At 68.7% G+C, this 12,830-nt stretch carries 13 protein-coding genes and 2 tRNA genes; 9 read left to right on the top strand and 6 right to left on the bottom strand.

Annotated features, from left to right (window positions below):
* Window positions 1-222: 222 nt before the first annotated feature.
* Complete coding sequence (gene aspS / locus JIN95_RS13960; protein WP_200531860.1) at window positions 223-1,527, bottom strand: aspartate--tRNA(Asn) ligase; 1,305 nt, start codon at window positions 1,525-1,527, stop codon at window positions 223-225.
* 542 nt (window positions 1,528-2,069) lie between these two features.
* Between aspS and JIN95_RS13965 the strand changes: the two genes are divergently transcribed.
* Window positions 2,070-2,381: a hypothetical protein gene (locus JIN95_RS13965; protein WP_200531861.1), complete on the top strand. Its 312-nt coding sequence runs from the start codon at window positions 2,070-2,072 to the stop codon at window positions 2,379-2,381.
* Between the two features lie 38 nt (window positions 2,382-2,419).
* On the opposite strand, the gene larC is transcribed toward JIN95_RS13965, so the two are convergent.
* The gene (larC, locus tag JIN95_RS13970; RefSeq protein ID WP_200531862.1) at window positions 2,420-3,919 is read right to left on the bottom strand and encodes a nickel pincer cofactor biosynthesis protein LarC; all 1,500 of its coding nucleotides are present in this window, start codon (window positions 3,917-3,919) and stop codon (window positions 2,420-2,422) included.
* Between the two features lie 120 nt (window positions 3,920-4,039).
* Between larC and JIN95_RS13975 the strand changes: the two genes are divergently transcribed.
* On the top strand, window positions 4,040-5,206 hold the full coding sequence (locus JIN95_RS13975; protein ID WP_095637327.1) for an inorganic phosphate transporter: 1,167 nt from the start codon (window positions 4,040-4,042) through the stop codon (window positions 5,204-5,206).
* Between the two features lie 34 nt (window positions 5,207-5,240).
* Here JIN95_RS13975 and JIN95_RS13980 read toward each other — a convergent pair whose 3' ends face one another.
* Window positions 5,241-5,924, bottom strand: a complete 684-nt coding sequence (locus JIN95_RS13980) for an undecaprenyl diphosphate synthase family protein (protein WP_200531863.1) — start codon at window positions 5,922-5,924, stop codon at window positions 5,241-5,243.
* Between the two features lie 182 nt (window positions 5,925-6,106).
* Between JIN95_RS13980 and JIN95_RS13985 the strand changes: the two genes are divergently transcribed.
* The 6 genes from JIN95_RS13985 (at window position 6,107) to JIN95_RS14010 (ending at window position 10,351) form a co-directional block, all read left to right on the top strand.
* Window positions 6,107-6,631 carry a hypothetical protein gene (locus JIN95_RS13985; RefSeq protein ID WP_200531864.1) on the top strand — a complete coding sequence of 175 codons (525 nt, stop codon included), beginning with the start codon at window positions 6,107-6,109 and terminating at the stop codon, window positions 6,629-6,631.
* Window positions 6,632-6,690: 59 nt separating this feature from the next.
* Window positions 6,691-7,287 (top strand): hypothetical protein, encoded by a 597-nt coding sequence (locus tag JIN95_RS13990; protein WP_095637325.1) that lies wholly within the window; start codon window positions 6,691-6,693, stop codon window positions 7,285-7,287.
* 64 nt (window positions 7,288-7,351) lie between these two features.
* Window positions 7,352-7,435: transfer RNA gene (locus JIN95_RS13995), tRNA-Ser, on the top strand.
* A 950-nt stretch (window positions 7,436-8,385) separates the two neighbouring features.
* Entirely contained in the window at window positions 8,386-8,985 is a 600-nt protein-coding gene (sod, locus tag JIN95_RS14000; protein WP_200531865.1) for a superoxide dismutase, read from the top strand.
* Window positions 8,986-9,134: 149 nt separating this feature from the next.
* Complete coding sequence (locus JIN95_RS14005) at window positions 9,135-9,437, top strand: DUF5827 family protein (protein WP_095637323.1); 303 nt, start codon at window positions 9,135-9,137, stop codon at window positions 9,435-9,437.
* The gene (locus JIN95_RS14010) at window positions 9,434-10,351 is read left to right on the top strand and encodes an ATPase (RefSeq protein WP_200531866.1); all 918 of its coding nucleotides are present in this window, start codon (window positions 9,434-9,436) and stop codon (window positions 10,349-10,351) included. The genes JIN95_RS14005 and JIN95_RS14010 overlap by 4 nt, the downstream gene beginning before the upstream one ends.
* A 54-nt stretch (window positions 10,352-10,405) precedes the next feature.
* Here JIN95_RS14010 and JIN95_RS14015 read toward each other — a convergent pair whose 3' ends face one another.
* The 3 genes from JIN95_RS14015 to JIN95_RS14025 form a co-directional block, all read right to left on the bottom strand.
* On the bottom strand, window positions 10,406-10,888 hold the full coding sequence (locus JIN95_RS14015) for a hypothetical protein (RefSeq protein ID WP_200531867.1): 483 nt from the start codon (window positions 10,886-10,888) through the stop codon (window positions 10,406-10,408).
* 63 nt (window positions 10,889-10,951) lie between these two features.
* The gene (locus JIN95_RS14020; protein ID WP_200531868.1) at window positions 10,952-11,302 is read right to left on the bottom strand and encodes a 4a-hydroxytetrahydrobiopterin dehydratase; all 351 of its coding nucleotides are present in this window, start codon (window positions 11,300-11,302) and stop codon (window positions 10,952-10,954) included.
* 121 nt (window positions 11,303-11,423) lie between these two features.
* A tRNA-Val gene (locus JIN95_RS14025) sits at window positions 11,424-11,498 on the bottom strand.
* Window positions 11,499-11,667: 169 nt separating this feature from the next.
* On the opposite strand from JIN95_RS14025, the gene JIN95_RS14030 reads away from it, so the two are divergent.
* A complete protein-coding gene (locus JIN95_RS14030) occupies window positions 11,668-12,789 on the top strand; it encodes a M24 family metallopeptidase (protein ID WP_200531869.1) in 1,122 nt (373 codons plus the stop codon).
* The last annotated feature ends 41 nt before the right edge of the window (window positions 12,790-12,830 follow it).

The raw sequence follows: 12,830 nt of genomic DNA on the forward strand, positions 1-12,830 counted from the left end.
ACACCCCAAGCCGTTCGGCCGAGTTTCGCCCGATTTAACTCGGTTTAAGCACCGATAGGCGGCTTGAAAGTCCGAATTCGGCGACATCGGCCAGTACTTATAAACAGTGCGGCGAGCGACCCGCGAGCGACGGTTCGCCCGCGGATCGTGTCAGGGGTTCACGGAGGGCGATCAGAAGTCCGTCTGAATCAAGAGTTCGACCGTGTCAGACGATCGCTCCCCTCAGGGCTCCAGCCGGTTCGGGTCGCGCGGGAACATGATCGCCTCCTTGATGTTGTCCAGGTCGGCGACCTTCTGGACGAGCCGGTCGATGCCGAGCCCGTAGCCGCCGTGGGGCGGGGTGCCGAAGCTGAGCGCCTCGATGTAGAACTCGAAGTTGGCCGTCTCGACGCCCTCCTCCTCCATGACCTCGACCATGCGCTCGACGTCGTGCTCGCGCTGGCCGCCCGAGGAGAGCTCCTGGCCCTTATAAATGAGGTCGAACTTCCGCGAGGCGATGTCGTCGCCCTCGACGTCCTGCATGTAGTAGAACTTCTCGTCGGGGTAGCCGACGACGAAGAACGCGGGGTGGCCCTGCTCCTCGAAGTGCTCGCCGAGCAGCTTCTCGCCCTTCGTGTCGAGGTCAGTCGGGTCGTCCGGGAAGTGACCGAACTCGGTCTCGAGGATGTTGAGCGCCTCGTCGAAGGTGATCCGGGGGAAGTCGTCCTCCGGGACATCCAGGTCCACGTCGAGCAGGTCGAGCTCGCGTTCGGCGTTCTCGGCGACCTCGCGGAGCGCGTAGCGCAGCGACTCCTCCTGGACGTCCATCACGTCGTCGTGGTCGTCGATGTACGCCAGCTCCACGTCGAACATCGCGATCTCGGAGACGTGTCGGGAGGTGGCGAAGTCCTCGGCGCGGAACGCAGTGCCCGTCTCGTAGACGGCCTCGTAGCCCGACGCCATCAGCATCTGCTTGTACAGCTGGGGGCTCTGCGACAGGAACGCGTCCTGGTTGTAGTAGAGGATCGGGAACAGCTCCGCGCCGCCCTCGGCGCCGCCCTTCGAGATGAGCGGCGTCTTGATGTCGACGAACCCCTCCTCGTCGAACCACTCCTCCATCGCCGTCATCAGCTCCGAGCGGAGCGTGAACACGGCGAGCGTCTCCGGCTTGCGGAGGTCGAGCGCGCGGTTGTCGAGCCGGGTCGAGAGGTCGACCTCGATGTCCTTCGAGATCTCCAGCGGGAGCGGGGAGTCCGCCTCGTCGATGACCTCGTACTCGGTCGGGGCGATCTCGACGCCGCCGGGCGCCTGATCGCTCTCCAGTGGCTCGCCGACGACACGGACCACGTCCTCGGCGCCCACGTCTTGGACGGCCTCGAACAGCTCCGGCTCGCGCTCCTCCTTGAAGACGATCTGGATGAGCCCCTCGCGGTCGCGCACGATGAGGAAGACGAGGCCTCCCAGGTCGCGGATCTCGTGGACGTGGCCGGCGATGGCGACCTCGTCCGCGTCCGGTTCGACGTCCGACGTGTGGATTCGCTCGATCATGACGGTGGCTGCTTACGCGCAACTGGTCGGGCGTTCGTCATAGGCCTGTCGTCTCGCCGTCGCCGGAACCGGCCGATCTGGGTCATCTGCGCGGGATTCGCGGCCGCAATTCGCTCGCTCACCGAATATAAGCCAACAGTTACCAAGTCACACGGCCGCCATAGATTTAATAACTACCCGACATACCGAACCGGTAACGGCACCTCGCGCCGCCGGAGTCCACGTATGACCCGCCTCCGTTCCGCCGTCTCGGCGTCCGCCGCCCTCGTCAGCGGCGCGCTCCTCGGCTGGAACGGCTACGGGATTCCGGAGACACGGTCCGTCCGCCCGACCGCGTAACGCGCGTCGGCTGGGGAGTTCCCCGCGGGACGGACCGCATCCCGACTTCTCCAGCCGTCGCTGTGTCGCCGGTGATCGCGCCGCCGATCGCCGACCGCCGGACGCGACCGTGTTCCCCTCGCGAGCGTCGGGTCCGCCGAAGCCGGGCCCGCGTTCGAGGCCGCGGACCGGTCCGCGCCGCGTTCGACTCGCGGCGAGGGGCTATGGCAGCAGCCATCCACACGCAGACCGTGGAAGCGACCGTGACGGTGCGCGTCTCGCAGGCCGCCGGCGGCGACCTCGTCGCCGGCGCCCGCGAGCAGATCGAGCGGGTCGACGGCGTCGCCGTCGAGGACCTGTCGATCGCCGGTCTCCAGCCCGGGCTCAACGACACGACGGTCGAGGCGGTCGCGACCCTGTCGGTCGCGGATGCGGACCGGCCCGACGAGCGGGTCGCCGACCGGGTCGCCGACCGGTTGGCCGACGGGTTCGGCGTCGAACCCGAGCGCGTCGAACGGGTCGAGCCGCCGGGGTGACCGCGGCGAGCCCGGTCCCTCACCCTCGCTATTCCGCGCTACTCCTCGCCGAGCCGATCGCGCACGTCGGCTTCCGCCCGCCGGAGCACGTCCCGGATCGGGATCCCGGTCGCTTCGGCCACCCCAGCCGCGTCGTCGTACTCGGCGCTCACGTCGTAGACGTCGCCCTCGGCGGTCGACGCGACCTTCACCGCCACCTCGTGGTCGTCACCGTCGACCGCGAGGACCGCGGTCTCGAACGCGCGCTCGGCGATCCACCGGTGGCTCGCGCCGGACTGGCGGACGCCGAGGGTCCCCGTCTCGCGGGCGAGCCGCTCCGCGACCGCCTCGGCGTCCCCGGGCTTGCAGATCACCTTCACGAGGTGCCCCGGTCGCGACTTCTTCATCGTGGTCGGCACGATCGTCACGTCGCGCGCGCCGGCGCGCTTGAGCGTCTCCTGGAGCCCGCCGAGCACCTCGGGGGCGGCGTCGTCGAGGTTCGTTTCGAGCACGGCCACGTCGTCGTGGACGAGGCCGTGACCGTGGTCGTCGGTGTGGTGGGTTGCATCGTCGTGGTCGGTGTGGTGGGCCGCATCGTCGGCGTGGTGGGCCGCGTCCTCGTTGTCGTGCTCGTGAGCCTCGCCGTCGGCCGCCGGCTCGCGGCCCTCGCCGACCAGCGCTCGGAGCACGTTCGGGTGGTCCGGGAGGGTCGCGTCGCCCGCGCCGTAGCCGGCGGCCTCGACCGCGAGGTCCGGGATCGCGTCGGTGCCCTCGGCGACCGCAGCGAGGATCGCGGCGCCCGTGGGCGTGAGCAGCTCGCGGTCGACCGGCCCGCCGACCACCGCGAAGTCGGCGCCGGCCGCGATTTCGGTCGTCGCCGGCGCCGGGACCGGGTAGACGCCGTGGCTCATCTCCACCTCGCCGCCGCCGGTCGCGACCGGGGTGGTCACGACCCGATCGGGGCCGAGGTCGTCCAAGAGGAGCGCCGCGCCGACCACGTCGGCGATCGCGTCGTCGGCGCCGACCTCGTGGAAATGGGTCTCGTCGAGGTCGGTGCCGTGGACCGACGCCTCCGCGCGCCCGAGTCGCTCGAAGGCGTCGAGCGCGACCGACTCGACCGGCTCGGGGAGGTCCATCGACTCGACGAGCGCGACGACCTCGGGGTAGCTCCGGTGGACGCCGGCGCCCTCAGCGGGGGTGTGGCCGGAATCGTCGTGTTCGTGACCGTGGTCGTGAGAGTGGTCATGGTCGTGTTCGTGGTTGTGCTCGTGGCCGTGGTCATGCTCATGGCCGTGATCGTGATCGTGCCCGTGGTCGTCGTGAGCGTGATCGTGGTCGTGAGAGTGGCCGCCGCTCTCCGCGTCGTCCTCGCCGTCGAGGAGCACATCGACGGTCGTCGCCCGGATCCCGTTTTTCGTCGTCTCGCCGATCTCGTACCGGACCGGGAGCCGATTGGTCACGGGGGAGAGCGCGTCGGGATCGGCGCCGGCCGCGATCAGCGCGGCGCAGATCATGTCGCCGGCGGCGCCGGTCCGACCGTCGAAGACGAGCGTTCGCATGAGCGACCGGAGGCCGCCGCCGGACAAATACCTCCGGGTCCGCGGATCGCGGTCCCGACGCTCCTGTCGGGATGCGGAAACCTGTTCGTTTAACCCGCCGTGTGTCGTTGTGGCGACTATATGGTTGAGGTCTTACTTCTCGTCGGGTTCGTGGTCGCGGCGTTCGTCGGGTACAACATCGGCGGCGCGACGACGGGGCCGGCGTTCGGACCGGCGGTCGGCGCGGACGTGATATCCAAGTCGGGCGCCGCGGCGCTGATGTCGGTGTTCTTCTTCATCGGCGCGGGGACGCTCGGGCAACGCGTCGTGACGACGCTCGGCGAGGACCTGGTCACCGGCGGCAACGTGTTCACGCTGGAGACGAGCATCGTCGTCCTCTTTTTTATCGGCGGCGCGCTGTTCGTCGGCAACTTCGCCGGCGTGCCGGCGTCGACGTCGATGACGGCGGTCGGCGCCATCGCCGGCCTCGGGCTGGCGACTGGCACGCTCGACCGGGCCGTGATGGGCGAGATCGCCATCTGGTGGATCGTCGCGCCGATCATCGGGTTCTGGGTCTCGGGCGTCGTCGGCCGGTACTTCTACCCCGCGATCGACAGCTGGGTGGCGATCGAGAGCACCGAGGGTGCGCTGTTCGAGTTCGACCGCTCCGGGCTCGTTCCGAAGCCGGTGCCGGGCCCGAACACGACGCGCCGCGAGCTGGTCGGCGGGTTCGTCGTCATCGCGATCGGCTGTCTGATGGCCTTTTCGTCGGGCACGTCGAACATCGCGAACGCGATCGCGCCGCTCGTCGCGCTCGACAACGTCGAGATGACGCCGATGATCCTCCTCGGGAGCGCCGCCGTCGCGGTCGGGGCGTTCACGATCGCGCGACGGACGCTCGACACGCTCGGCAACGACATCACCGACCTCCCGCTGACCGCGGCGATCGTCGTCGCCTGCGTCTCCTCCGGTATCGTCATCAGCCTCTCGGCGGTCGGGATCCCGGCGTCGTTCGTCATCATCGCGACGATGTCGATCGTCGGCCTCGGGTGGGGGCGCGCGACGCGGACCGTCACGGTCAAACAGGGGATCAGCGGCGAGAAGGAGCCGACGGTCTCCGTCGGCGCGCTGAAAGCCGACGAGACGGGACCGATCGGCGAGGGTGACCCCTCCGACATCCCCTCGGCGTCAGACCTGTTCAACCCGACCACGAGCGCGCGCGTCGTGCTGATGCAGAACGTCGTCCCGATCCTCTCGACCGTCGGGGCGCTCGTCACGTTCACGCTGCTGTTCCGGTTCGTCTGGTGAGGGTTCTGAGGATTCTACGCATCTACTGACCCGCCTACCGACCGAACCGCCGTTGCCGGTCCTGGAAGTCGAGGACCGCCCGGAGGTAGTCCCGTTTTCTGAAGTCCCGCCAGTTCACGTCGGTGAAGTAGAGCTCGGCGTACACCGACTGCCAGATGGCGAAGTCCGAGAGCCGCTCCGCGCCCGTCTTGATCACGAGATCGGGCTCCTCGGGGAACACCAGCCGGTCCGAGATGTCCGCCGCGTCGATCGACGCCGGGTCGAGATCGCCGGCGTCCACGTCGGCCGCGAGCTCCCGGACCGCGGCCGCGAACTCGGTTTTCCCCCCGAGCCCGACCGTGACCCGGATCGGCGCGTCGTCCGGCCGGCCGTCGAACCGACGGCGGCCCGGATCCGATCCGACCTCGTCCCCGGGGTCGACCGCGATCCCATCGTCGCTCGCCGCGTCCGCCGGCCCGCGAACGACGATCTGCCGCGGTGCGTCGACCCGGCGGAGCTCGCGGACGAGCGTGGGGGCGACCGCGGCGTCGAGCACGGACACCGAGACGGTGACGCGCTCCGCGCCGTACTCGAAGGCCCACCCGAGCGCCGCCGAGAGGGTCTCGAACGCGCCGTCGGCGAGGAGGTCGCGCTCGGTGATGACGAGCGCGACGTGCTCGGGGGGATCACCGTCGTGGAGGCGGTGGCGGACGGCGAGGTACGTGTCGTACAGACCCACGTGAGGAGGTCCCGCCGCGGGGTATAAAAACTCACGTCAGCCGTCGTCGAGGAGGAAGGGGGCGCGGCGTCGACCGCGTTTCCCCGGCGTCGGCCCGAATCCCCCCGATGTCGACCCCGCTCCCCGCGGCGCTCGCGTCCGGCGACGAGGGGTTTAATTCTCCCTCGGCCGTAGCGGCGTCGATGGCAGACAGCTACCGCGGGGTGTTCGGCGCGATCCCCTACGCGATCCGCGAGACGGAGTCGTGGACGATGCGCGTGTACGGCGTGATCGGGGCGCTCGCGGCCGGGCTGATCGCGACGGTCGTCACCCTCGCGCTCGTCGTCTGGATGGCCGAGACCGCGGAGGTCCAGAGCGGGACGTTCCTGTTCTCGCGGTCGCTGTACGTGATCGCCGGGTTCGCCGCGGTCGCGCCCCTGCTCGCGCCCCTGCTGTTCGTCGCGCGCCGACACCGCCGCGGCGACCCCGTCAAGCCGGGATACGACCGGAAGCTCGCGTACGGCGGGTTCCTGTTCCTCTGTTCGCTGTACGTCGGGATGGTCATCTCCGCGCCGGCGGAGCTCCGCGAGCCGACCGAGTCGGCCGCCGTCGGCGCCCTCTACGCGCTCCCGCAGATCGCGGGCGTCGTGCCGCCGGTCCTGGCCGCGCTCGTCGTGTTCGCGATCCACTACCGGCTCCGGGGGTCTGAGGGGTCGAACACTCCGTAACGCAAGCCCCTGTTTGTGTCTCGCGAGGGTATAACCGGCCGTGTGTAAGACGGTACGGCATGCGACGTCGAACTGCACTCGTCACCGTCGGCTCGCTCGCGCTCGCCGGGTGTTCGCGGACCGCACCGCCCGAGTTCGATCCGGTCGCGGAGGCGTTCGACGGCGGACCGACGCGGCCGGAGTGTGAGGTCGATTCCGAGACGATCGAAGTCGACGTGGGCGGGGAGACCCGCGAGTTCGAGACGGCGGCGACGATCCCGTATCCGGCTCCGCCGGACGGGTTCGGCGACCGTGTCGTCCGGGAGTACGTCGTCGCGTTCGAGGAGGCGTACGTGACCCACGACGCGGTCTGCGACCGGAGCGGCTCGACGCGGATCCTCGCCGTCACCTTCTCCGCGGAACGGACCGAGACGTTCGACCGCGGCGAAAACGCGTGGCTCGTGTTCTGTCGGTACGCCGGCGGGGCGTCGTCAGGTGTCGACGACGGCGGGCTCTGGGAGGCCGACCTGGGATACACTCAGGTCGTCTACGCGATCGACGAGACCGGGGCGGCGCGGCTCGTCTTCGACGAACCGCGGGACCCGTCGCGCGGCGAGATCGTCGACGAGGCGCCCGACCCGATCGCCGACGGCGAGTTGGTCGCCGTCTTCGAGTGACAAGGGGTCGCGCGCCGATCGACACCGACACCACTTAGTCGAACGCTCCCGACGGTCCGAGTGCGGTGGGATGGCAGAGTGGCCTATTGCGCCGGTCTTGAAAACCGGTAGCCTCACGGCTTCCTGGGTTCGAATCCCAGTCCCACCGTCAGTGCGCGGCGCACTCCGCGTCGAGCGGATCTGTTTGAATATTTGTAGATTGATATATTGTCTCCCCTGCGGTCAGTACAGGTACTGCAGTGATCGATTGCGGGAATGGGTATAGCAAATTGGCTGATCGGTCGTTTATAAGTGGGATTGCGGTGTTGTTGTCGGCTTTTTATAAGTGATCGATGTGCTCACGGTGAAGACCTGCAAAGCCCCAGTCGCGAGGACTCGCGCGCCTCGCTGTCGTTCGAAAGGCGCGAAGCGCCTTTCGTGATGTCGTCAGAACGCTTTGCGTTCTGACTGCTAGCCAGAAATCGGTGATTTCTGGCGATGACGAGAGAGCTTTGCTCTCTCGAACCACGCGCTTCGGTCGCTCACTCCGTTCGCTCCCTGCAGTGCTTGCGTCGTCGTGCTTCGCCCTCGCGACTGCCCCTTTGAGTCCCACCCGACCGCAGACCGCAGCCTCACGCCTCCCCAGCCTCGCCGCTCGCTACGCTCGCGGCGTCCCTCGCGCGTGCTCCTCGCGCCCTTAAAAGGGCGCTCGGAGGCACGCGCCACCACAATCGGTTTATAAGCGATCGTCGCCGCCGCTCACGGCCCGTTTAAATACGATATCGCTCTCCTCGATCTGCAATACCTACTTCCGCTCTCGATCAAGAAGCAGTCCTCACCGATCGGCAGTTTCAGCCGACATTATGCTTGAAGAATAGGGTTTCAACAGAGCCCGCCGCGCGCGTTTCGGAGGACACCGAGGAACTACTTTCAGTTACGTCTCCGAATCGACGGAGTGCCGACTAACGCGGGTCCACTATCTCACAGCAGTCTGAACCGCGACCCCAGCGTTCTCGATCTGCGGATATCGAGGTCTGCCGCGTCCAGTGACGTGTGATAGCGTGTACCGCATTATCTTTAACAGGTTTCCGAGCCATGTTGCAGACAGGTGATACAACGATGAGCTACGAACTCGATCCGTTACCGTACGATTACGACGCGCTGGAACCGCACATTTCCGAGCAGGTGCTCGAATGGCACCACGACACCCATCATCAGGGGTACGTAAACGGGTGGAATTCGGCCGAGGAGACGCTCGAGGAGAACCGTGAGAACCACGACTTCTCGTCGTCGGGCGGAGCCATCCGCAACGTGACGCACAACTCGTCGGGGCACATCCTTCACGATCTGTTCTGGCAGAACATGTCGCCTGAGGGCGGCGACGAGCCTGAGGGCGACCTCGCGGCTCGGATCGAGGAGGACTTCGGTTCCTACGAGGCGTGGAAGGGCGAGTTCGAGGCGGCGGCCTCGGCGGCCGGCGGCTGGGCGCTTCTCGTATACGACACGTTCTCGAATCAGCTTCGGAACGTCGTGGTGGACAAGCACGACCAGGGCGCGATCTGGGGCGGTCACCCGATCCTGGCGCTGGACGTGTGGGAGCACTCCTACTACCACGACTACGGCCCGGCCCGCGGCGAGTTCGTCGACAACTTCTTCGAGGTCGTCGACTGGGACGAACCGTCGAGCCGCTACGAGCAGGCCGTCGAGCTGTTCGAGTAACGCTCCACACCTGACGCGCTCCGCGCGTCGAAATCCCGAATTTTTTCGCACCCTGACCCGAAAGCGTCAGCGTCGTCTCCCCGGGCGAGGCGCCACCCGGTGCCGCCCGTATCGGCAGCGTTTACGGACGGGCTCCCGTATCGTCCCCCATGCCCGAACCGAAGTCGGCGTTCGACGCCACCTACCCGTGTGACTTCTACGAGCCCGCGGAGCTGTTCGAGCCGGATCAGATGTACACGGTCCCCGAGATCGGTCGGCTCCTCCAGGGGCTGGAGGCCGACGCCGAGGTCGACCCCGACACCGAGGCCGTCCTCGTCGACTGGGCGGTGCCGTGGGTGATGGTCCACGCCGAGGACATGGTCGTCGGCGAGCCGCTGGAGGAGGACGGCCCCGGCTACTACGGGCTCGCTCCTCACGCGATCGACGACGCCGACTCGGAAGACGGAGCGTGAGCCGGGAGCGCTCCGACGCGCCGGTGGTCCTGGTCGCCGGCGGCGCCCGCGTCGACGCCGGCAAGACGACGTTCTCGACCGGGCTGGTCGCGCGCCTCGCCGCCCGCGCCGGCGACGCGGTCGGGGTCAAGCCCCGGGCCGGCAACGACTACTGGTACGACCACGACGACTACCGGATCGCGAGCGACGCGGGCCGACTCTACGGCAAGGACGCGAGGCGGCTCGCGGCCGCGAGCACGCGACCGCTTCCGACCGTCGGCGATCGGAGCCGACCCCGCAATCGCCCCGAGGCGATCACGCCCGAGGCGATCAACCCCGTCCATCGCCTCTGGCGCCCGACGCCCGGTCGGACCGGTATGCTGGGGGACACCGACCGGACCTTCCTCTGCGATCGGGTGACGACCGAGGAGGGGTCCCGGTTCGTCGTCAACGGGGCGGCCGAGGCCGCGGGACTCCTCCCTGACGGCCTCGCCGAGCGACTCCCGCTCGCCGAGGCGACCAGCGTCGACGACGTGGCGGCGTTCAACGACGTGATGGCGGCCGACTACCTCCCGGCGTTCGACCGCCTCGCGGCGCGGGTCGCGGCGGCGTCGGTGCCCGTCGTCGTCGAATCGTACGCGGACGTCGCCGGACCGCTCCCGCGGGACGGGCCGGTCGAGCCCGACGCGGTGGCGGTCGTCGACCCCGGTCGCGCGCGGATCTTCGCCGGCGACCGCTACGCGAAGGCGCGCGCGGTCGCCTCGGGGAGCCCGCGCGAGGGGACGATTGAGGAGCACACCGGAACCGTCACGGAGATGATCGAGCCGCTGGCGACCGTCGGTCTGCCGGCGCTGTCGGGCGACGAGCGCGGCGATCCGGACCGCGTCGCCGATCGGTACGCCCCCGCCTACGAGACGCTCTTGGAAGCGGTCTAGCGGGGAAAGCGGGAGCGGTCGGCGAGACGAAAACCGGAGGGGTTCGAGACGCGGTCAGGCGTTCCGCTTCGAGTAGTGGTCGATCGCCGACTCGATTGAGGAGAGTTCGGCGTTCACCCGGCTGTCGGCGACGCGCATGAAGCCGGGGGTGTACGACTTGGAGTAGTCGAAGATGGCGTTGACCGCGCGCTTCGGGGCGGAGACGGCCGTGAAGTCGGTGACAGTGTACACGCGCGTCGTCGGGAACGCGGTCCAGAAGGTGCTGGAGACCCAACGGTCCTCGTCCGCGAAGGTGGTTCCGACCCGACCGGTGGCGAGGTACTCGCCGTCGTTATAGAAGAGGAGGAGGTCGCCTTCCTCCATCCGCTCGAACGTCGAGCCGTTCCCGCTGTCGTCGTCGACGGCCCACAGGCGGGCCTCGTCGAGGTCGGCGAGGGGGGCCGGTCGGTCGTCGTACTCGGTGAGGTCGACCGCGGACCGGACCGTTCGATCGAAGTTCTCCGGGTCGATCGGGACCAGGAAGACGTTCGCGCTCATTACCCCCATTTCCGCCGGGAGGGGTTTAAAACCGTTCGTTGGCGAGTCGGCCGCCCTCGGGCGTCACTCGTCGCCCTCTCCGTCGTAGATCCGGTCCATCCGCGCGGCCATCACGAAGTCGGCCTCGTGGAGCCCGCCGACGTCGTGGCTCCACATCTCGACGCCCACCTCGCCCCACGAGAGGTGGATGTCGGGGTGGTGCCACTCCGCCTCGGCGAGCTCGCCGATCTCGTTCGTGAACGCCAGCGCGTCCGCGAAGTCGTCGAACTCGTAGCTCGCTTCGAGGTGGTGGTCGTCGACGACCTCCCACGCCGGGCCGAGCTCGGCGAGGTACTCGGCGTACTCGTCGTCGGTCAGCGGCTCGGCGTCCTCGTCCGCCGGTTCGACCGGCTCGTCCGCGAGCGGTGATGACATACCACACTGTTGGGCGACCAGCGGTTTGTACCTTCCGCGGATCGCTTCGGCGAGAACGGCTCCGTCCACCTTCCGCTCCGTGAGAATACCGGTCGCTACCGGACTGAAGCTGAAGTAGAAGTGGGTTGGGGCAGATTTGAACTGCCGGCCTCCTCCATGTCAAGGAGGTGTCATAACCGGACTAGACTACCAACCCGCAGGGGCTTACTGACGCATCTCTTCGTTTCCGGGGGACGTAATTGAACCTTTCGTTTCGGTCGCCGGCGCCGGGGTGCGGTCGGTCGATTCGCACGCCTGCACCCCCGCGTTTCCGCGGACCGAAGCGGTTCCGACCGGTTTTACTGGCTCGGTGAGAGTCGTCGGATATGGTCGATCTCGCCGCCCGCACCGAGAGGCTCGACGCGTACCTCGACGAGCGCGGGCTCGAAGCGGTCTGGTTCGCCGAACCGAACGGGTTCGCGTGGCTCACCGGGGGCGACAACGTCGTCGACGCCGACGCCGACCTCGGGGTCGCCGCCGCCGGCTACGACGGCGAGCTCCGAGTGATCACCGACGACATCGAGGCGAACCGGCTCGCCGACGAGGAGCTCCCCGACCCGGTCGCCGTCGAGTCGTTCCCGTGGCACGCGAGTTCGCTGGCCGAGGCCGTCGCGGAGCGCTCCCCGGCCCCCGCGGCCGCCGACTTCGACGTACCGGGCTTCGAGCGCGTCGACGGGAGCCGGCTCCGACAGCCGCTCACGGACGACGACGTCGAGCGCTACCGCGAGCTCGGCCGGGAGGCCGCCGCCGCGGTCGAGACGGTCTGTCGCAACCTCGAACCGGAAGACCCTGAGTACGAGGTCGCCGCCGGCGTCGACATCTCGCTTTCGTCCCGCGACGTCGACACCCCGGTCGTGCTCGTCGGCGGCGCGGAGCGCGCGCAGCGATACCGCCACTACACCCCGAGCGACGCGACGCTCGGCGACTACGCGCTCGTGTCGGTCACCGCCGAGCGGGCCGGGCTGTACGCCTCCCTCACCCGGACCGTCGCGTTCGACGCCCCCGACTGGCTGGAGGAGCGCCACCGCGCGGCCGCCCGCGTCGAGGCGACCGCGCTCGCGGCGACCGAGGCCGCCGCGGCCGGAGAGCTGACGGGCTCCGACGGCCCGGACACCGCGGGCGACGTGTTCGACGCGATCCGCGAGGCGTACGACGCCGTCGGCTTCGCGGAGGAGTGGCGCGAGCACCACCAGGGCGGCGCGGCGGGGTTCGCCGGCCGCGAGTGGATCGCGACCCCCGAGAGCGACGAGCCGGTCCACTGGCCGATGGGCTACGCGTGGAACCCGACGGTGCAGGGAGCGAAAAGCGAGGACACGCATCTCGTGGCGCCCGACCGGACCGAGACGCTGACGAAGACGGGCCAGTGGCCGACACACGAGGTCGATCCGGTCGATATCGACGGGATCGAGACCGAATCGCGGGAGCTGTCCGCGCCGGTCATTCGGTAGTCAGAACCGTCGCCGACCGCGACCACAGAAAGCGTCTGCTC

The sequence above is a fragment of the Halorubrum sp. LN27 genome, assembly GCF_016635065.1.
Taxonomy (GTDB): Archaea; Halobacteriota; Halobacteria; order Halobacteriales; family Haloferacaceae; genus Halorubrum; species Halorubrum salipaludis.